Source organism: Dysgonomonas sp. PH5-45 (assembly GCF_029893235.1).
In the GTDB taxonomy this organism is placed as follows: domain Bacteria; phylum Bacteroidota; class Bacteroidia; order Bacteroidales; family Dysgonomonadaceae; genus UBA1309.
This window is the reverse complement of record NZ_JARXWE010000007.1, coordinates 1-19,810: the sequence shown is the minus strand read 5'-3', so window position 1 is coordinate 19,810 and position 19,810 is coordinate 1. Positions and strand designations below refer to the sequence as shown.

Here is a 19,810-nt window from a genome sequence, read left to right as displayed (position 1 = left end):
ATTTTAACACAAACACTTAAAAACACAAATATTTTAAATCATGGCAAGTACAGGACAAGATTTTATTAAAAACCTAACTCCCGATAACGGAGCCGTAACCAATTTGCGCGAGCTTCTGTTCTTATCGGTGCTTCAGAGCGAAGCTATTGAAAAGGTACTCACCGTTCAGCCCGGAGCCATTCATGGCAAAAAGATAGGCGGAATAGGCAACATGGGGCTTGTGGGCGAAATTCAGAACGCCTGCCGTCCGCAGTTTAACGCAACGGCTATCGCCACCCAAGAAAAAGAGTGGGATTTGGGCGAATTTACCGTAGCCGAAGAAATCTGCTACAAAGACCTTAAAGAAACATTGGTTCGCTATGCGATGCGTACAAAAACGAGCGTTGCCGACCTTACAGGTACAGACTACATAGACCTTATCGTTGAGCCTCGCCTGCGCGAAGCATTGACACGCATGTTGTGGCGTTTGTTCTGGTTTGGCGACAAAGACGCTAAGAACGTATCGGCGGGCGGTATTGTAACCGACACTGTCGACACAAAATACTTCGATGTGTGCGACGGACTTTTCAAACGCTTGTTTGCTCTTACGGCAGCCAATCCCGATCAACATGTTGAAATAGACGCCAATGGCTCGGCTACTTACAAGGCGCAACGCGACGACCTTCGCGCTGCCGGCGTGGCAACAGCCATCTTCGACGATTTGATTTACAACGCCGACATGCGTTTGCGTCAGGCTTCAGACAAGGTTGTTTTGGCAACTCAATCGTTTGCCGATGCTTTGGCTATCGACGTGAAGCGCACCACAGGCTCAGACCTGCAATGGGAATCGCTTTTCGACGGATTCATCAGCGCAACCAAGTTCAACGGTCAGGAAATCATCGCTTTGCCTATCTGGGACGATATGATTGCCGCCTTCGAAGACAACGGAACCACTTACAACAAGCCTCACCGTGTGGTTTACGCCTCTCGTTCGGCTCTTTGGGCGGGTGTAGCTTCCGAAAATCTGGTTGGCGAACTCGATATCTGGTTCTCGAAAGACGACCAAGTGAACCGTATGCTCGTTCGTGACGAGATAGGTACGCTTGTCTGGGAAAACGACCTTGTTCGTTTCGGATACTAAAACACTCCATTTGGCTTCCTCCCCCCCCTCGAATGGGAGAAGACGATGAAACAAACAAAACAACAAACAATTAAATTTTTAACACAAACACTTAAAACACAAAAATTATTATGGGATATTGTGATGGAATCTTAGAAAAAGATATCGAAGTAACATGCGAAGACCTTGTAGTGAAAGGTATCGAAGCAAACGGTGTGATAATCAACCGTAAGGATATAAAATTTTCGGAAGTCGCATTCAATAATGATAATAAGAATATTATCGAAAAACTGACTCTGAACGAAGGAACGAAAGGTTACAAAATTTATGTGCCTACGCCAACTCCTTTCAGCGGAACCACCACAACGATGGAAGAAGGTACAAACCGCAAGACTTTTACCAACAACCTTGGCTTCGTGATTCTTGATAACGGCCCCGAAGTGGCTCAGATTATCGACGCGTTGGCAACCGGCGAATTTGTTGTCGTTTACGAAAACAAATACAAAGGCTTGCAAAAAACAACAAGTCCGGGAGCAGCTACTTACCAGATAGTTGGTTATTACCAAGGCTTGAAGGCTTCAACCTTAGAAAACGACAAATATTCGGACGATACCGAAGGCGGATGGAACGTTGTTCTTACCGAAACAAAAGTGCCAAAATCGGCTCTATTCCTTTACGCGGGTTCGGCCGAAGCTTCGACAGCGGCATTTAAAACTTTGCTCGACGAAGCACAGGCTTAATCCCCCGCCAACCAACATCATGACAGAGCAGGAAATCATGAGCCTGCTTCAAGAAATGAAAGCTCGCTCCTTGTCGGGCGGGCTTTCTTCTTCCGACCGCAGGTTTATAGAACAGTACTACGAGCGGATAACTTTCCGCCCCTTCGCACGAACTTCGTGTGGCCGATGCTACAACGATGCTTTTATAGAAATGTACACAACCTTAAAAAAACACGGACTCAGACCTATGTCAAAATTCAGATTATGCAACGGAGTTGTTCTCCAATCGGCACGTTTCAAAGAAATTGTGACCAACGCTAACATGACCGACCAGATAGCCTTGCTTTGGCTCAAAGACAATCCGCACCGTATCGGTCTTTTCTCACGCTATCCCGAAAACTGGAAGGAGCTTATAGAACAAGACGAACCCCAACCGCAAAGCAGTGAAGAAACACCCGAAAACGAAACGGAAGCAGCCCTGCAAACCGAAAATCAACCAAAACGAGTAAAAAAACAGAGAAAACACATTAACCCATGAATGTAAAAACAGTAAAAGATGCCGAAAAACGGATAGATGTGCCTTCCATCGCCCACCTTGGCATTCAGGCTTACAATCATAACAACCTCTATCCGCAGGATATCAAGGCCATTGTGGCAAACTCCGAGTCGGGGGCAAGCTGCCTGAACCGTTACGTTCAGTTCATTCAGGGCAACGGGTTCAAGGATGTGGCTTTTGCCGAGACGGTACTCAATGCGATGGGCGACACGGCCGACGACATTCTGCAACAGGTGGCCGACGACCTTGCCTCCTTCGATGGATTTGCCCTCCACGTCAATTACGATGCTTTGGGCGAAATAGTTGAGGTGTACCACGTTCCGTTCGAGAATTGCCGCTTGGGCGAGGAAGACGAGCAGGGCTTTGTGTCGCGCATTGCGGTCTTTGTTGATTGGAGCGGAACCAAACGCCGCGGCACGAAGGTGCTTCGCCCCACACGCGATACGGTCGATTATATCGACATCTTCAATCCCGACAAAGACACTGTGCAGAAGCAGATTGCCGATGCCGGCGGATTGGAAGCTTACAAGGGGCAGATTCTCTGGGTGTCGAGCGCAGGTAAGCAAGAGTATCCGAAAGCCGTTTACGACTGTGTGGTTACTCAGATGTCGACCGAAGAAGGCTTGTCGAACATCGCCTACCGCAATACCCGCAACAACTTCAATCCTTCGGGCATGCTTGTCACAAAGCGGGGCATGAACATATCGGCCGAAAACGAGGAATCGGCTTTCGATTCGCTCTCCATTGCCGAAGAAGTGGCTAAGATTCAGGGCGATGTAAACACCAATAAGATTCTGCACGTGGAAGTAGAGTACGATGAGGAAGTGCCTCAGTTTGTGTCTTTTGGCGGAACAAATTACGATCAGGATTATAGCGTGACCAGCGATACGGCTTGCGAGAAAATCTATTCTGCTTTTGGGCAGGAGGCATGGCATCGCATCCGCAAGGGGAGCTTGGGCTTTTCGAGCGAGGTGCTTGTTGAGGCTTACGAAAATTATTCTACGGTTACCGGAACGCAACGCCGCATGATAGAGCGTGCTTTCGATAAGATATTCAGGTATTGGCACATGGCTGTGCCCACTACCGACTTTACGATTGAACCTTTAAAATACGTATCGAGTGAAACAACTGACAACAATTGAACAGATAAAACAGAACACGCGCTTCGTGTCGAAACACGTTGACGATGGCCGTATCGGTCTTTGTATCGACGAGGCCGAACGGCTCGATGTGAAACCTCAGCTTGGCGATGCCCTTTACGTGCAGCTCAAAGAGTGGGCTGGCGATAATCCGCCTGCCGGCTTGCCCGACTTTGCCCAATTGATGGATGGTGGGCAGTACGAAGACTGCCGAGGCAACCTTCGTGAGTTTGCAGGCTTGCGCATGGCGCTCAACTATTATGTGTATGCGCGGTTGGTGCGGCAAACCAGCTTTTCGGTTACCCGTTTCGGTTTTGTCGAAAAACAAGACCAGTATTCCACTCAAGCCGAATTGCAGGAACGCCTTGCTGCCGAGAAAGATGCCCGCACAGTGGCCGACACCTATATGGGCGAGTGCTTGGCATACCTGCAAGCCCGCAAAGATCATTTCGCGGCTTTTGGCGGAGGTAAGCAAAAAAACAGATTACGAATTTCAATAATAGGAGATTAAAAATTATGGCAGACGAAACTTTATTAAGCAGAGCCACACAAATAAAAGAAGAAACCGAAGCCGGTGCTAATACCGCCGAGCGTGTTGGCGGGGTGCTTGAGGATATTATAAAAGACAGTAGTTGGAGCACAAAATCGTTCGATTCATTTTCTGATTTTATAGCATCGCTCGATACTATTGCCGAATACACAACTACGGAAGGCAAAAAGAATTGGAGTGTAGACATAACAGGCCGTGTATCTACCTATCAGGTAATGACTTGGCGAGCGCAACCCAACAGGACTGTGCAGGTTGTTTTTGGCGATTTGCTCGTTAAGGAAGATGGAACCATCGACCTAACGGCCACGGCGGCTCGTGGTACAATTATTTGGCGATGGGGGGCTATTGTAGGGGGTAATGCTACTTACGAAAAATGGAAAACGTTGGCCGATTACAATGTCGACACACTTTCGGAATTGAACAACAAAGCCGACAAACTGAACGGCGACAATGTCCCGGTTGTGTATCACGATTTGGTAAACCCTGTCTTCGAGGGCTTTATTGATACTCCTATCCAAAAAGTGGGTGCGGATGGCACGTTCGAGGGTATTTATTACAGCACGGCATCCCGTTGTTTTGGCGCGAGAATCAATAACGATGGCAATGTTGTATATACCAATGTGATACCCGGCGATGACGTTACCTTCACTTACTACAATACGAAGGATGTTTTCGGCACGGACTGTCCCTTCCCCAACAAGGTTTATTCGTGTGACGACAGGTTGTATTTGTGGAACGGTACGGATTTGGCCGAAGCCTTCAACAGTGCGAGATTTGAACGCCGCATAGCCTTTGTTACGGAACTCACGGAAAATATATTACCGATAGGCGAGGCAATGACCATCTACAAGGCAACCGGCAAGAACCTGCTGAAGCTGGAAGTAAAACCAAACGACAGTTCAACCAATTGGACAAATATCCCATTGGATGCTGATACGAGCATCGACCTGAGCGCAATGTTACCGACCGATGCTTTGCTGCGTGTTACCCGCGCAACAGTCGACAGTGTTGCGACAGTTTATTTATTCACCCGTGTAAATCAATAATAACTATGAAATACGAAATAAAACATAACGAAAATACCTATCAGGTAGACGATTTGCTGATGCTTGACAGGCAATCGAAAGAATTTCAGGTCTTTGCCTCCGAAGCCCAAAAGCAATCTTTTGACGGCGGCTGTATCATAAATACAGACAACGCAACCCTAATGATATACTCCACAGGGAGAGTTTTAGTAGCCCTAACAGAAGAAAGCGAGGTGAACAATGGATAAGTACGGATGGAAAGATATGTATTACGATGCGTACGGAGCAATTGTTGATAAAAGTACGGCGAGGTTTTTTAGTGTACTTGGCAGAAACAATAGCAATGGGACATCAAACGACCCATGGAATAATTCCTATATGACACAAATAGGGAATAATATTCTTGGTATAGGTTATTTCCCGCAAATCGCGACAATGCCAACTAATCCCCCCGGCTTTCAGTTTATTGTAGGGCATGGAATAAATCGTACGGTAATAGATGTGTTGAATACTTCGAATCAAACATCGGGTAGATATATGTCCATTTGCGATGCGACCATACAACGCGTTGTGGGTATAGGTAGTGTTGCGTCGTATTACAAAAGGTGTGAACTTAAAGAATCTGCCGTTAGCTCTTGGGTTGCCATGGGCAATGCAACTAATAAGATAAAATATAATTGTATTTATCATAAGGCAGCCACATGGATGTACTACATATATCAATCAACATTTGTTGACCCTGCGGGATTTGCACTATCTCCTGTGTTGAACTACGCATACTCTCAATCATCGCTATTTGTGCGAGGGAGTGTGATTATTACGCAAGCAGACATGATAAATATATCTAACACGTACATGGCATTTGACCGTGTGGCTTTCCGGATTGGCACTGAAACGGAAGCAACATTGCTTACAGGCAACACAGCCGACGAGTTGCGTCAGAATTTCGTTGACAGATGTACAGCCGCCGGAATAACAAATATCCCTGCTTATACGGAATATGGCGGTGCGAATGTGCCGGCGGGTCGCTGGGTGTTTTCCAACAACTCCGTAGCGGGCGATTACGATGTTATCGAGGGCGGCGAAATAGACAGCTTTGCAAAAACAAGGGGTATATACTTCGGTTATTCCAACCAAACGGTTAAGCCGATAGTCATAGCCTCTGATGGTACGGCGGCGGCTTCGTTCAATGCGGATAGCCCAAAGGAAAGTATTGCGATATCCGATAATAATATTACCCTCGATGCCGACACCACCGTTCGCACCGAAGGGTACATAGACAGTAACATAATCTGGCTGGGCGGCTTGCGAAAGCTGAATATGCTCAACATACTGCACAATCTGCCCGTGGATAGTGGCGTAGCCGTAGATAGCACTTTTGCTTTTGGCCATAAGCTCGATAAAATAGACGGTGTAAACGAGTCGCTAAACCAGCCTTTCGATGGCATCACGGTTGCCGTGCCTGTACAAATGAGTACTACGGCAACGCCCGAAGCCATTGTATTCTGTAAGGGAATGTTTGCAGGGCAAAATACATTTGCCGCCAAAGTGGGCGATACGTATTATAACAATTGGGTAGGTCGTGATAATTATGCGGATGGAAGTGGAAAACCGCTTACCGACCGTTTATTCGTTCACAACGACCAAAAGTATTATTGGGATGGCTCAAAGATGATAGAGGCCAACACCTCTATCGAACCCGATACGATGTATATCGTTCGCTCGGACGACAACAACGAGGCAACCGTGACTTACAAAGGCACTACTTACAGCTCGTCGCTCGTTACCCGCAACAATGTGTTTATGGGCGTCAGTGGAGTGGAATCGTTCACACCGAGCAGCAATGCCGTGATACTCCCCGTACGCGATGTTATCAATTATCAGACCGTACAATTACGTATTGTGGAGAGTATTCCGAGCGATAAAATCACATCGGGAAGCTTGTCGTCCGGTTATTGGTATTTTGTGGCTCCCAATTCGATAGGCGATACATCGGGAACGGTTACTTATAATGGCAAAACATACCCATGCCTCAGTTCGTTTCTTGCTACCGACACAACCACATTCACTCTTAAGGGCGCATGCCATTTGCGTAGATGCTGGGCGCAGGACTTCGATTTTAACGCTGAGAATATCGACGAAGATTTCTGGAAAGATAAGCAAAAGCCTTACTATTTCCATCTGAACCCGGACGATTGCCGTTGTATGAAAGCCAACAATTCGCCTGCGGCAAATGAAATGCGGACAGACAGTGACGGCAATTACATTGCTTCCGGACATCCCGATTTCTACTCCGAATTTACGGGGGTGAACGGCATCAAATCGCCAGCCTTCGACATTACAGGCACATTCATGCAAGTGCGCATCCCCATAACCACCCTTAATGCTATGTAAGCCTATGGAAGAGCATATAAGTAATATCAGCTACGGGTCGGCTTTGGTAGAAGAAAAGGATATCCTGCAATCGGTTACTTCTGCCAGTTATAACACAGCCGAAGCGGATGTGCTGGAAAGCCAATCGGTTACTTCTGCCAGTTATAACACTGCCGAAGCGGATGTGCTGGAAAACCAGTCGGTTAGCACCGCAGCCTATTGGAGCGAGGAGACGGGGAGGTCTCTCCTTATGTTCATCTAATCTATAAACACAGAGGCTGGCCAGAAAAGAAATAGTAAAACATTTTTGGTCGGCCTCTTAATTTTTTCACGAATTGTTAAAACATAAACTTTCAGTACAAAATGAATACAATATCATATACAGACAATTTTCTGATTGGCTTGTTCCACTTCTTTGTTTGGGCAAAATGGCTTTTGCTGGCGGCTTTGGCTCTTACCTGTGCCGACCTGCGGTTTGGCATAGCGGCTTCGCGCTACCGGGGCGAGTTGGTTAAGTTTTCGCGGGCGGTGAGGCGTACGGTCGATAAAATAATAGGCTTCGTCATGTGGATTGTTATGGCTTATGCCTTCGGTAAGGCTTTTGGGCAACCGTTTGGCATAGAGCTGCTTCCGCTGATTATGCTCTTGGTGATATACTGCATCGAAGCCGAGAGTGTTTACGTAAACTATTATGCGGCACGGGGCAAGCGGGTGAAAGTGAAATTTTATAAGCTGCTTGGCAAGAAAGCGGATTTGATTGAATTTGAAGAAGAAAAGGAGGAAACAAAAAATGATAACAATAGAACAAGTTAAAACAATATATCCACAGGCTAAGCAGAGCCGTATAGAGCTTTTGCTGCCTTTTCTGAACCAGTTTATGGAGGTTTACGAGATAAACACACCCATGCGCAGGGCTGCTTTTCTGGCTCAGGTAGGGCACGAGTCGGGGCAGCTTCGGTATATGGAAGAAATAGCTTCGGGCAAGGCTTACGAGGGTCGCCGCGATTTGGGCAATGTGTACAAAGGCGATGGCGTGAAGTTCAAAGGGCGCGGATTGATTCAGATAACCGGGCGCAGCAACTACAAGCAGGTTTCGGAGGCTTTCGGTATCGACTTGCTTGCCAATCCCAACTTACTTGCTTCGCCCGAATATGCCGTGCGCTCGGCTTGCTGGTGGTGGCACAATCGGGGGTTGAACGACCTTGCCGACCTTAATACCATCAATTCATTCAAAAAAATAACCCGAATCATCAACGGCGGATACAACGGTTACGACGACCGCTGCTTGCTTTGGAGCCGGGCAAAAAGAACTTTGGAGGTATGAGCAGGCATTGGGTAAGCATTGCCGTGGGTTTGCTTTGCTTTTTGGCGGGTTTTCTGCTTGGCAGGCAGTTAATCAACGAAAAAGAAGAAATAAAATATGTGAAAGGCGATACGGTGAAGCAGATAGTGGAAGTACCGCAGCCATACAGGGTTGAAATTCCGGCGAAGCCTGTTTACGTTTACCGTACCGATACGGTCGATAGGCTTGTGGTGCAGGTGGTAGATTCGGCTAAGATTGTGGAAGACTGGACAGCCTGCCGCAGCTACAAGCAAACCCTCTTTGACGACCGCAACGGACGGCTCGATGTAGACCTTTCGGTTCAGTACAATTCGCTGCAAAGGCTTAGTTATGAGTTCATCCCCATTCACAAAGAAGTGACCGTTGCCCGGCAGCCCGTATGGCAGCCGTTTGTGTCGGCGTCGTATTCATCGCTGGGTGGAATGGGCATCGGTGGCGGAGTGTTTTATCACCGTTTGGGTGTAGAGTTCCGCTATGTGACCGACTTCGACCGGAAAGGCATGGACGTGAGCCTCAAATACAAGTTTTAAGATGCTGAAGGGGGGGAGGGCGAGGCGCTCCCTCCTTCAGAACGACAAAACGCTGTATTATCAATACCGGTAAAAATACATTTTTCGGATGTAGTAATATTATTATGAAATGCTAACATTTTAATTAACCTGTCCGTTTTTTTGTGCAATATTCTTTCATACTTTTGCATTCATGATTTAAAAAAAACGATTAGATATTATGGATTATCAAACTGAACTTAATAAAGATATAAAGATGCGCACGGCACGGTTGCAGGAAACTGTGCGTTGCTTAGGTGCGGATGCTTGCATCCTGTCTACCTCGGTAAATGTGTTTTACACAACAGGCATTATCTATGCCGGATACTTCTATCTGCCAGCCGAGGGCGAGGCTTTGCATTTTGTGAAGCGTCCTTCGGACGTATGGCTACCCAATACGGTGTTTATCCGCAAACCCGAACAGATTGCCGAAGAACTGCAAAACAGGGGTTTACCTCTGCCCACAAAGGTATTGCTTGAGGCCGACGCACTGTCGTACAACAGTTGCAACCGCCTGATAGGCGCATTGAATATAAAGGAAACGGTAGATGCTTCGCCTTTGCTACGCAAGCAACGGAGCGTGAAAACCGATTTGGAGATAAGTCAGGTAAGGATTTGCGCCGAGCGTCATATGGCCGTCTATGGGCTTATCCCCTCGCTATACAGGCATGGGATGACCGACGTTGCGCTACAAGCCGAGATAGAGCGTGAGATGCTGCTGCACGGTTCGTCGGGGCTTTTCCGTACTTATGGCGAAAACATGGACGTTTACCAAGGCAGCCTACTGGCGGGCGAGAATGCCGAAGAACCATCGCCCTTCGATTTCGCGCTGGGTGGAAAAGGTGTATCGCCATCGCTGCCGATAGGTGCTTGCGGAGCTGTGATTGGCAAAGGACAGACCATTATGGTCGATTTGGCGGGTAACTACACGCCGTGGATGACCGACCTATCGCGTGTATATTCCGTTGGTAAAACTTCCGATTTGGCACTTAAAGCCCATCAGGCATCCATCGAGATACACAACATAGCCCGCGACACAGCCCGCGTGGGTACTCCCTGTGCCGATTTGTACAACATGGCAGTTGATGTAACTAAAAAACACGGCCTCGAACCCTATTTTATGGGGACTAAACAGCAAGCCAAATTTGTTGGCCACGGCGTAGGCATAGAAATAAACGAAGTACCTGTGCTGATGCCCCGTTCTAAGGATTTACTGGAAGAAAACATCGTTTTTGCCCTCGAACCCAAGTATGTGATACCCGGTGTAGGCCCCGTGGGGATAGAAAACACATATCTGGTTACAGCCGGAGGCATAGAAAACCTCACGCCGATAGAAGAAAATATTATAGAACTGTAAGAGAAACAACACGCAATGAACCACCTCACCATAAACATAAAAGGCGAATTGTGGAATCTGGAAAACAATCCGCTTGTGATGGGTATTCTCAACATCACGCCCGATTCGTTTTTTTCGGGTAGCCGCAAGCAAACCCAGAAGGAAATTGTGGAACGTGCCGCCCAGATTATCGGCGAAGGCGGACGCATTATCGACATCGGTGCGCAGTCTACAACGCCTACATCAACCCTGCTTACCGCCCAAGAGGAAATAGAACGCCTACGGGGGGCTATGCCCGTCTTGAACAGCGAGTTTCCCGATGCGATTTTTTCTATCGACACGTTTTATGCCGATGTGGCGCGCTGTGCGGTTGAAGAATACGGCGTGGCTATCGTGAACGACATATCGGGCGGCCAGATTGACGCAAACATGTTCCAAACTGTTGCCAACCTGCACGTACCATACATACTGATGCACATGCGGGGTATGCCTCAAACCATGCAACAGTACACCGGGTACGACGACCTTGTTCAGGACATTTTCTTCTATTTCTCGGAGAAGATAGCCCAACTCCGTCAGTTGGGTGTTTGCGATGTGATTGTTGACCCCGGATTCGGTTTCAGCAAAACATTGGCGCAGAACTACGAGCTGTTTCGCCAACTGGACAAATTTCAGGTGTTTGAACTGCCTTTGCTGGTGGGTATTTCGCGTAAGTCTATGATATACAAACTTCTGAATATAACTCCTGCCCAAAGCCTCAACGCTACCAGCGTGCTGAATGCTTTTGCCTTGGAACACGGTGCTAATATTTTGCGGGTGCACGATGTTAAAGAAGCTGTAGAAACGGTGACGATAATGAAACAATTAGTATCTTGATGCCAATTTTGTAGAAAACGCGGTATATGCTCGAACATTTCGGAATAAAGGATATAATAGACATCATACTCACGGCAGTGGTTATGTACCAGCTTTACCGTTTGGTGAAGCGTTCGGGCATGACGGCTATCTTTAACGGCATTGTGGCTTTCATCATCCTGTGGATACTGATAACCCATGTATTGCAAATGCGGTTGATGGGCGCCATTCTCGACAAGTTTGTGAACGTGGGGTTGTTGGTAATCATCATCCTTTTTCAGGACGAGATACGGCGTTTCCTTGTGAGCTTGGGCACTAATCGCACCTTTAAGTACTTGGCAAGGGTGTTTGGCGCAAAAAAGAGCGAGGCGGTTCAAGACAGCAATGTAACCCAGTTGGTTTTGGCTTGTATGAACATGGCAAAGACAAAAACGGGAGCTTTGATTGTTATTGAGCGCGAAATAGGTTTGGGCAACTTTGAGCAAACGGGCGAAATTCTCGACGCCGAAATAAGCACACGCCTCATCGAGAATATATTTTTCAAAAACACACCCCTGCACGATGGCGCAATGATAATAGCCAAACGTAAAATTATGGCCGCAGGCTGCATTCTGCCAGTGTCGCAAAGGGCTGATATACCCAAACACTTTGGCCTACGCCACAGGGCGGCTCTGGGCGTAACGCAGGAAACGGACGCCATAGCCATCGTTGTGTCGGAAGAAAGAGGTAAAATATCTTACGCCATAGGCGACAGCATAGTGCAGAACGTAACTCCCGAACAATTGCAGGAGATGCTTCTCAAAACACTTATCAAGAAAAACAAAAAAGGAAAGAAACCGCAGGACGAAACAAATGCCCCTTCCGATAAGGATACAGAGGCTACGCCCGCTTAAACGGTCTTTCTTACCCTCAACATTAAAACGAAACGATATGCGAAACAAACTGAAAAACAATCTGTTATATATCGGGATTCTTATTTTTTCATTGACCTCATTGGCCGAGCAGTTGTTTCCGATTGAAGCAAACTTAATTTGTTTTCTGAAAGGATTTGGCTGTGCCCTTGGCTTGGTGGGAGCAGTTGTTATGATAAAGAAGAAAGCAAAGCGTCAATCATCTCGCTAAGCACAACGCGCGCGTAACCCGAAACGTCCCTGCGAACCGGGAAATAAGATTCCGAAAACAATCCGTTATCTTTAACAACTTGAGTAATTGGTAATCCCTACGTATTAAAACAAAGGAGGAATCTCTTTTGAGGGAAGAGATGTTTCACTATCGTTCAACCGTGACAACACGGCCTCTCCCCATTTTAGGAAGGTTGGGAGGGGTGTTTACACCTTTTTGAGCTGCCATTTGCCGAATTTCAGATAAAGCACCGAGAACAGGAACAGGAATCCCCAATAAATGTACTCCACAGCCCAACAAGCGGCAACAGGTGCTTTCCACTCTATCACGATGAGCCATACGCCAAACATATAGAGGAACAGTGTCACTATCTCGAAGGCAAGAGCCGTGCGTGTGTTTCCCGTTCCGGATATCGAGTTGAACACCACCGAGCCCAATCCGCAGAAAGGCAGGGCAAACACCACTACAAGCAGCGCGGGTACGGCATCGCGCACCAGTTGCATGTCGCTACTGGTCATTATCAGCGATATCCAGTATTCGGGCATGATGATGGTTACGGCCATCATTGCCACAATAACCGCCAGCATAAGCTTACATACTTTTTTTATGAGGGGGATAACATCGTCAATCTTACCCAGCCCCATAGTGTTGCCAACAAGCGTATTGGCAGTAGTGGCAAGGGCATTCATCGGGATGAAGAACACCATATAAAACACACGGATGGTGGTGGCTATGTCGGCATCGCGCAGCCCGTGATTCTCTATCGCCACAAAGAATATAAACCATGTAGACAGCGAAAGGGTGTATTGCACCATCGTGAAAACCGAGATGTTAAGAATATTCTTTACAATCCTGAAATCGAAACGCATACGGTGGAAGCCATACTTGCGCAAATCGACCGTCTTGTAGGTATAGATAAGGAAGAAGATAACCGATGCTACCTCGGCCGACAGTGAAGCGATACCCGCCCCGGCAATACCCATGCTCGGAAAACCGAAGTTGCCGAGTATAAGCACATAATCGAGTACGATGTTTACCGTGGCCATAATCACGGCATTGATAGTCAGCACCGATGTACGGGCAATACCCACATAAAAAGAACGGAACATAACGTTGATGAACGATATGAAGAACCCATACATACGCCATTCGAGATAATGCTCGGCGGCGGCGCAAACTTCGGGCGACTTGATGATGAGCGGCAGCATGTGTGCCGAAAAGTAGCTCGACAGCCCGAACAACACCATGGCAAGCACTTCCAGAAACAGCATGCCTTGTATCACTATGCTGCCTATCCTGAAATGGTTTCCTTCGCCATTGCGGCGGCTTATCATTATCTGCGCCCCCACGCTGAAACCGAAGGCCAACATAAAGAAAGCTATGTAGTAAATACCCGCAATGTTCGATGCGGTAAACTCCACGCTCCCTATCTGACGCAGAAAGAGGGTGTTCACTATCTGCATTATGTTTTGGGCAAGCAGCCCTAACATGATAGGGAGGCTCACCCGCCATATATCTTTATACGAGTACATATATTTTTTTAATCTAAAAAACGTTTACACGAAACTCTGTTGGTGCATATCCGTATTTTCGCATCAAGGCTTCGTTACTTGTTTTCGGGCGGATATGCAAAGCCGGAAGGAAAGAATGCCTATCAGTGTGGGTACGTTATTACTTCTTCAGCAAACGGTTGGTTTGTGTATCGGGAAAGATAACCCACGGTTTGAAGGTTTTGGCTTCTTCAAAATCGAGCAGGGCATACGATATAACGATGATGATGTCGCCCGGTTGCACACGGCGCGCCGCCGCCCCGTTCAGACAAACCGTGCCCGACCCCCGCTTGCCTTTAATGACATAGGTTTCGAAGCGTTCGCCATTGTTATTGTCCACGATATTTACTTTTTCGCCGGCAATGATGTTGGCTGCATCGAGCAAGTCTTCATCTATGGTGATACTGCCAATGTAGTTGAGGTTAGCCTCGGTAACGGTAACCCTATGTATTTTTGATTTTAAAACTTCTATTTTCATCGCTCTGTTTCGAAAATCGTTGTTTTGTGTTTGAATACCTTATTTTCTGAAATACGTAATATTGTCGATAAGACGCACCGCGCCGCAATATACGGTGATGCACCCAACGGCATAGTCTGTTTCGCTCCACTGGGCGATAGGCTGCAAAGTGTTTCCGTCGGCAATAACGAAATATTCTACCTCAAAGCCGGGCTCGGCGTTTATCGTGGCTATGGTTTGGGCTATTACCTCGTTTACCGTTTTTTGCTCCGCATCACGGACGCTTTGCTTCAATGCCTTGTATATGATGGCGGCTTGTTGCCGTTCTTGGACGCTCAGGCGTGTGTTGCGGCTACTCATTGCCAATCCGTTGCTTTCGCGGACGATGGGCATTCCCTGTATCGCGATGGGCATTTGCAATTGGGCAACCATCCGTCTGATTATTGCCAACTGCTGAAAGTCTTTTTCGCCAAAATAAGCCGTATCGGGTTTCACAATCTCGAAAAGACGGCTCACCACCTGCGCCACACCGTTGAAGTGTCCGGGGCGGGCTGTACCTTCCATAACCTTGTCGAGAGGGTCGAAGTCGAAAACACGGGTGTCGGCCTCGGGATAAACTTCCTCGACCGAAGGTGCGAATACAAAATCGGCTCCCGTTTCTGCCTCCAGAAGCTCCATGTCTTGCCCCAGCGTGCGTGGATACTTGGCAAGGTCGTCAGGGTTGTTAAACTGCGTAGGGTTCACAAAAATACTGACAACCGTAATGTCGTTGCCTGCGCAACACTCCTTCACCAACGAAATGTGTCCTTCGTGCAAAGCACCCATTGTTGGCACAAATCCGATGGTTTTTCCCGCCATACGTAGCGGTCCGATAGCCTCTTTGAGTTCCTTTATGGTATGGAATAGAACCATAGTTTTAAATTATACTTTCCAACGATTGTTAGTTGTTGTTTTTTCATCATAACCCGAAAAACGATGCAAAGCAACTAAATATTTATGAAAACAGAAAAGATTATAGTTTTTTTAACCCGTAGTGTGTTGCAGAGAATTTATGCCAAACGGCTTATTATAAATATTTGTGTCTTTTGTCCTTCTGAACAAGGTGAAAAATCTATATGTGTCTTTTGTTCGAGATCCTTCGTTCCACTCAGTATTACAAGATGGATATTTGTTGTTTTTCAGACAATTACCATCTGCTTTCCCAATGCGCCACATTTTTTTAATTGTTTGTTTATTCCAAGATTGTAAATATGTTATTCACAAATTAAAATATTTTGAGTGCGCATTATAGGGTTAGCCCAACGGATTGAAAACGGCGTTGCCACTCATTTACGATTTAAACAAGCCTCTCCTTTATACCACCAATAAAGGGTTTGTATTTAAATTTAACGAAAGGGGGTTGCAAAAAACCAGATTTTTTTTTATTATCTTTGTATTCTCAATTACCAATAAAAAAAATGAGCGCTAAAAGAGTTTTATTCATTACACAAGAAATTTCTCCGTATCTGCCGGAATCTCCCATTTCATTAAATTGCAGACAATTACCACAAGCTATACAAGAATCGGGTAAGGAAATCAGAACCTTCATGCCAAAGTTTGGCAATATAAACGAACGGCGCAACCAGTTGCACGAGGTTATTCGTTTGTCGGGGATGAACCTTATCATAGACGATACCGACCATCCGCTTATCATTAAGGTGGCTTCTATACAAGCGGCAAGGATGCAGGTGTATTTTATTGATAACGACGATTTCTTTAACCGCAAATACACCATTGCCGACGATGCCGACAACGAGTTTGCCGACAACGACGAGCGCAGCATCTTTTACGTGCGCGGTGTGCTCGAAACAATAAAGAAACTACGCTGGATACCCGACGTGATACACTGCCATGGCTGGATGACGGCCTTGACGCCGCTGTACATAAAATCGGCTTTCGCCGACGACCCCTGCTTCAAAAACTCGAAGGTGGTTTACTCGCTATACAACGATGGCTTCAAGCAATCGTTTACCGATAAATTTACTTCCAAACTCAAACTGAAAGGAATATCGGACGACCAGATAAACGACCTTGACGGCAATGTGGACTATGTGAAGCTCACCAAATTCGCGATGAAGTATGCCGATGGCGTTATCCAAAGCGAAGAAAACATAAATCCCGCCGTGTTGGATTATGCCAAAGAAAGCGGTACGAAATTCCTACCCTACCAAGGGGATGTGAAATCGTCGGTCGACCCTATCAAGAATTTTTACGACAGCCTCTATTCATAAAAAAAACATAAAATAAGGATTTACTGCCTTTAGTGTTAGATTTTTTTTCAGATATTTGGGCGGAATTTGTAATTACAACAAAATTATAATGGTGAACGTAAAATCTTTTATATACAGCACTATCTGTGCGCTTTTCCTTATTTTTTCATCGTGCGGCGATTCGTTGACAGAGTTAGGGGGCAATATCTACCCTCCGGGCGATGGTGTAGAGTTTGGCGTTGATTCGGTTTACCTGACAGCCAAAACCGTGTCGATGGAAGACTCCATATTCGCACGTACCATAAAAGGGGTGCTGGGCGAGTATGACGACCCCACCTTTGGCAAGGTAAAGTCTGACTACATGTGCCAGTTTTACAACCCCGGCAAAAACAGTTTGTATTTTAAGGAAGGTTTTATAAGTATCGACTCGGTTTTCTTTTCGGTCGATTTCACCACGTTCTATGGCGACACCACGGCGCAGATGGGCGTTTCGGTATACGAAGTGAACCGGAGCCTCGACCGCAATTTCTATACAAAATTTGACCCTGCCGAATATTACAGCAAATCTGACCTCTTGGGGCAAACGGCCTATTCGATAGCCGGTGTACAAAAAAACAAACTGCCAAACTCGTCTGTATTCCAACGACTTTTGTCGGTTGACCTTGGAGTCGGTTTCGGGCAGCGTTTTTACGATGCTTACCACAACTCCAATGCTTTTAATGACGATAAAACATTCAACGAGTTTTTCAAGGGTATGTATGTGACAAACACCATGGGCAGCGGTGCGCTTATCAACCTCTCGGGTTCGTCTATCGACATATATTATTCGTACAACGACCCCATGGGCAACCACGACAATACGGCCGATACCGTCCGTATGGCTCTGTTTACCCTCAGCGCGACGCCCGAAGTGATTCAGATGAACCGTGTGCAGAACGCTATCCCCAACGAGATATTTAACGACCCCACGGCAACTTATCTGAAAACACCTGCCGGTGTATGTACCGAGTTTAAGTTCCCCCTACAAGATGTACTGAGCAAAATGACCGACAAGAACGGCGTTGTTGACACATCGCTGGTTATAAATATGGCAAGCCTCAATGTGAAAGGATATAGCGAAAAAGAAAGCGCATTCTTCGGGATTAACCCTTCGCGTCCTTCGCGTCTGTTGCTTATCGACAAAGATTCGATGACGGCCTTCTTTGAGCGGTCGTATAAGGTTGTAGACGAAAAATCGCGTGTGTTGGCAAGTCTGAACACCACCACCAATACGTACGACTTCAACAACCTGTCGTCGCTTATTTCTCATTACCGCACTCTGGGGCTGACAACCGACCCTGTGTTTGTTCTTGTTCCGGTTGATGTGGAGCTCACATCGTCGGGAACAACCACCAACGTGTATCACTACATGAAGCCATCTACGGCCATACTGCGTGCCGATGGCGAGAATCTGAAGTTTAAGTTCGCCTACACCAAGTTTAAAGAATAGTTATAAAGAGTTATCTTATAAACCGAAAAACGGCTAAAGAATAAATGCTTCTTTGGCCGTTTTTTGTGTCTATTCTCATCTCTTTCTCTTCCGAAAAGGGGGGAGGCTCTTTTTTTATAGTAGCACCTGTTCCGCAAACAAGGCTTGCAGGGTCTTGTCCAAATCGGGCGAAAAACCGGGGTGCGGACGGGTAGTTTGCAGCGAAGAGCTGCGTACGGCCGTCAGCCAGCGAAAACGCTCGGGTACGTCCATCCGTGCGATAGGGCCGCAATTGGCCGCACCGTCGCAAACCTTACTGAAAGCTTGCAGGTAATTGTGCAGCAGGTCGATATCGAAATCGTCCGACAGGCTTCGTATGCGTTCTTCGTTTACACGGTAAAGCGTGCGTATATATTTCTGACGTTTGCAGAACAAGATTACGCCCACGTTCACAAACTCATCGCGCTCAACACAAGGAACAGCACGGATAACGGCATATTCATATAAGTGATTTCCTTGCATTGACAGCTTCGTTTAAATATATTTCAGAATTATCGCGCCGCAGGGTCAGGTAGTGGTAGTAAACATCCCTTATTTCCTGAGGCAACAGTTCTGTGTCGTCCCACTGCAGCCACTCGTCGGGCAGGGTATCCACTATCCGGCGCAACGTCTGGTCTGTGAGCAGGGCTTTCATATGGCTGTCGGCTTCTTCCAACTCGGATGCTTGGGGTAGCAACACATGGTCTTGTATCTGCTTGAAGGGCGTGAGGGCGTACTTTTCCCATCCTGTCCATGTATGGTGAAAATAGAGCGATGCCCCTTGGTCTATGAGCCACAACTCCCGATGCCATATCAGCATGTTGGTGTTGCGCGCCGTGCGGTCTACGTTGGTCAAGAAAGCGTCCATCCATACGATGCGCGATGCTGTTTGCGGGTCGATGGTGGTCACAACGGGGTCGAAGGTGAAGGCTCCCGACAGAAAGTGCAAGCCCATGTTCAGCCCTTTGCTGGCTTGTAGCAGGTCTTGAATCTCCTCATCGCCCTCGGTTCGTCCGAATGCTTCGTCAAGATTCACAAACACCATTTCGGGCAGATGAAAACCCAATGTCTGAGCTACCATTCCGCCAATCAGTTCCGAAATCAAGGCTTTTGTTCCATGTCCTGCTCCACGGAATTTTACAACATACTTAAAGCCATCGTCGGCATCGGCAAGCGCGGGCAAAGACCCGCCTTCGCGCAGCGGTTTTATGTAACGGACGGCATTTACTGTTCTGAGTTTCATTCTCTGTTTTCCCTCTCTGAATTGTTAGTGACAATAAAGATACGATTTATTTTTCAAGACCGCTAGTTAAAACTATGTACTTTAGTACAAGGCTTTAGCTTCTATAAATGTTTTAAGTTTTATCTTTGTATCGTTTATGG

Annotated in this window: 23 protein-coding genes; 18 read left to right on the top strand and 5 right to left on the bottom strand. The window is 46.8% G+C overall.

Annotated features, from left to right (window positions below; all coding sequences use genetic code 11):
• Positions 1-40 precede the first annotated feature (40 nt).
• The 16 genes from M2132_RS03965 (at position 41) to M2132_RS03890 (ending at position 12,664) form a co-directional block, all read left to right on the top strand.
• On the top strand, positions 41-1,120 hold the full coding sequence (locus M2132_RS03965) for a hypothetical protein (RefSeq protein WP_280671672.1): 1,080 nt from the start codon (positions 41-43) through the stop codon (positions 1,118-1,120).
• A 110-nt stretch (positions 1,121-1,230) separates the two neighbouring features.
• Entirely contained in the window at positions 1,231-1,839 is a 609-nt protein-coding gene (locus M2132_RS03960; RefSeq protein ID WP_280671674.1) for a hypothetical protein, read from the top strand.
• 19 nt (positions 1,840-1,858) lie between these two features.
• Positions 1,859-2,356 (top strand): hypothetical protein, encoded by a 498-nt coding sequence (locus tag M2132_RS03955; protein WP_280671675.1) that lies wholly within the window; start codon positions 1,859-1,861, stop codon positions 2,354-2,356.
• The gene (locus tag M2132_RS03950) at positions 2,353-3,516 is read left to right on the top strand and encodes a hypothetical protein (RefSeq protein WP_280671677.1); all 1,164 of its coding nucleotides are present in this window, start codon (positions 2,353-2,355) and stop codon (positions 3,514-3,516) included. Before M2132_RS03955 ends, M2132_RS03950 begins: the two co-directional genes overlap by 4 nt.
• Positions 3,494-4,024, top strand: a complete 531-nt coding sequence (locus M2132_RS03945; RefSeq protein ID WP_280671679.1) for a hypothetical protein — start codon at positions 3,494-3,496, stop codon at positions 4,022-4,024. The genes M2132_RS03950 and M2132_RS03945 overlap by 23 nt, the downstream gene beginning before the upstream one ends.
• A 5-nt stretch (positions 4,025-4,029) precedes the next feature.
• Positions 4,030-5,109, top strand: a complete 1,080-nt coding sequence (locus M2132_RS03940; RefSeq protein WP_280671681.1) for a hypothetical protein — start codon at positions 4,030-4,032, stop codon at positions 5,107-5,109.
• 5 nt (positions 5,110-5,114) lie between these two features.
• Positions 5,115-5,336, top strand: a complete 222-nt coding sequence (locus tag M2132_RS03935; RefSeq protein ID WP_280671683.1) for a hypothetical protein — start codon at positions 5,115-5,117, stop codon at positions 5,334-5,336.
• Complete coding sequence (locus M2132_RS03930; RefSeq protein ID WP_280671685.1) at positions 5,329-7,482, top strand: hypothetical protein; 2,154 nt, start codon at positions 5,329-5,331, stop codon at positions 7,480-7,482. Before M2132_RS03935 ends, M2132_RS03930 begins: the two co-directional genes overlap by 8 nt.
• Positions 7,483-7,486: 4 nt before the next feature.
• Positions 7,487-7,723: a hypothetical protein gene (locus M2132_RS03925; protein ID WP_280671687.1), complete on the top strand. Its 237-nt coding sequence runs from the start codon at positions 7,487-7,489 to the stop codon at positions 7,721-7,723.
• Positions 7,724-7,824: 101 nt separating this feature from the next.
• The gene (locus M2132_RS03920; protein WP_280671689.1) at positions 7,825-8,274 is read left to right on the top strand and encodes a phage holin family protein; all 450 of its coding nucleotides are present in this window, start codon (positions 7,825-7,827) and stop codon (positions 8,272-8,274) included.
• Positions 8,252-8,785, top strand: coding sequence for a glycoside hydrolase family 19 protein (locus M2132_RS03915; protein WP_280671691.1), 534 nt, complete (start codon positions 8,252-8,254; stop codon positions 8,783-8,785). Before M2132_RS03920 ends, M2132_RS03915 begins: the two co-directional genes overlap by 23 nt.
• Positions 8,782-9,333, top strand: coding sequence for a hypothetical protein (locus M2132_RS03910; RefSeq protein ID WP_280671693.1), 552 nt, complete (start codon positions 8,782-8,784; stop codon positions 9,331-9,333). Before M2132_RS03915 ends, M2132_RS03910 begins: the two co-directional genes overlap by 4 nt.
• A gap of 199 nt (positions 9,334-9,532) precedes the next feature.
• The gene (locus M2132_RS03905; protein ID WP_280671695.1) at positions 9,533-10,708 is read left to right on the top strand and encodes a Xaa-Pro peptidase family protein; all 1,176 of its coding nucleotides are present in this window, start codon (positions 9,533-9,535) and stop codon (positions 10,706-10,708) included.
• A 15-nt stretch (positions 10,709-10,723) separates the two neighbouring features.
• On the top strand, positions 10,724-11,563 hold the full coding sequence (gene folP, locus M2132_RS03900) for a dihydropteroate synthase (RefSeq protein ID WP_280671697.1): 840 nt from the start codon (positions 10,724-10,726) through the stop codon (positions 11,561-11,563).
• A 26-nt stretch (positions 11,564-11,589) separates the two neighbouring features.
• Positions 11,590-12,435, top strand: a complete 846-nt coding sequence (cdaA, locus tag M2132_RS03895; RefSeq protein WP_280671699.1) for a diadenylate cyclase CdaA — start codon at positions 11,590-11,592, stop codon at positions 12,433-12,435.
• Between the two features lie 37 nt (positions 12,436-12,472).
• The gene (locus M2132_RS03890) at positions 12,473-12,664 is read left to right on the top strand and encodes a hypothetical protein (RefSeq protein WP_280698208.1); all 192 of its coding nucleotides are present in this window, start codon (positions 12,473-12,475) and stop codon (positions 12,662-12,664) included.
• A 206-nt stretch (positions 12,665-12,870) separates the two neighbouring features.
• Here M2132_RS03890 and M2132_RS03885 read toward each other — a convergent pair whose 3' ends face one another.
• The 3 genes from M2132_RS03885 to panC all read right to left on the bottom strand — a co-directional run bounded on the left by M2132_RS03885 (position 12,871) and on the right by panC (position 15,583).
• Positions 12,871-14,196 carry an MATE family efflux transporter gene (locus M2132_RS03885; protein ID WP_280671701.1) on the bottom strand — a complete coding sequence of 442 codons (1,326 nt, stop codon included), beginning with the start codon at positions 14,194-14,196 and terminating at the stop codon, positions 12,871-12,873.
• Positions 14,197-14,335: 139 nt separating this feature from the next.
• The gene (gene panD / locus M2132_RS03880) at positions 14,336-14,692 is read right to left on the bottom strand and encodes an aspartate 1-decarboxylase (protein WP_280671704.1); all 357 of its coding nucleotides are present in this window, start codon (positions 14,690-14,692) and stop codon (positions 14,336-14,338) included.
• A 39-nt stretch (positions 14,693-14,731) separates the two neighbouring features.
• Positions 14,732-15,583: a pantoate--beta-alanine ligase gene (gene panC, locus M2132_RS03875; protein WP_280671706.1), complete on the bottom strand. Its 852-nt coding sequence runs from the start codon at positions 15,581-15,583 to the stop codon at positions 14,732-14,734.
• Between the two features lie 545 nt (positions 15,584-16,128).
• Here panC and M2132_RS03870 point away from each other — a divergent pair.
• Positions 16,129-16,941: a glycogen/starch synthase gene (locus M2132_RS03870; RefSeq protein WP_280671708.1), complete on the top strand. Its 813-nt coding sequence runs from the start codon at positions 16,129-16,131 to the stop codon at positions 16,939-16,941.
• Between the two features lie 88 nt (positions 16,942-17,029).
• Entirely contained in the window at positions 17,030-18,409 is a 1,380-nt protein-coding gene (locus tag M2132_RS03865) for a DUF4270 domain-containing protein (RefSeq protein WP_280671711.1), read from the top strand.
• A gap of 114 nt (positions 18,410-18,523) precedes the next feature.
• Here the strand turns inward: M2132_RS03865 and M2132_RS03860 are convergent, their stop codons facing one another.
• Both M2132_RS03860 and M2132_RS03855 read right to left on the bottom strand, forming a co-directional pair.
• Positions 18,524-18,910 carry a DUF3037 domain-containing protein gene (locus tag M2132_RS03860; protein WP_280671713.1) on the bottom strand — a complete coding sequence of 129 codons (387 nt, stop codon included), beginning with the start codon at positions 18,908-18,910 and terminating at the stop codon, positions 18,524-18,526.
• Positions 18,888-19,670 (bottom strand): HipA family kinase, encoded by a 783-nt coding sequence (locus M2132_RS03855; RefSeq protein ID WP_280671715.1) that lies wholly within the window; start codon positions 19,668-19,670, stop codon positions 18,888-18,890. The genes M2132_RS03860 and M2132_RS03855 overlap by 23 nt, the downstream gene beginning before the upstream one ends.
• Positions 19,671-19,810: the final 140 nt, after the last annotated feature.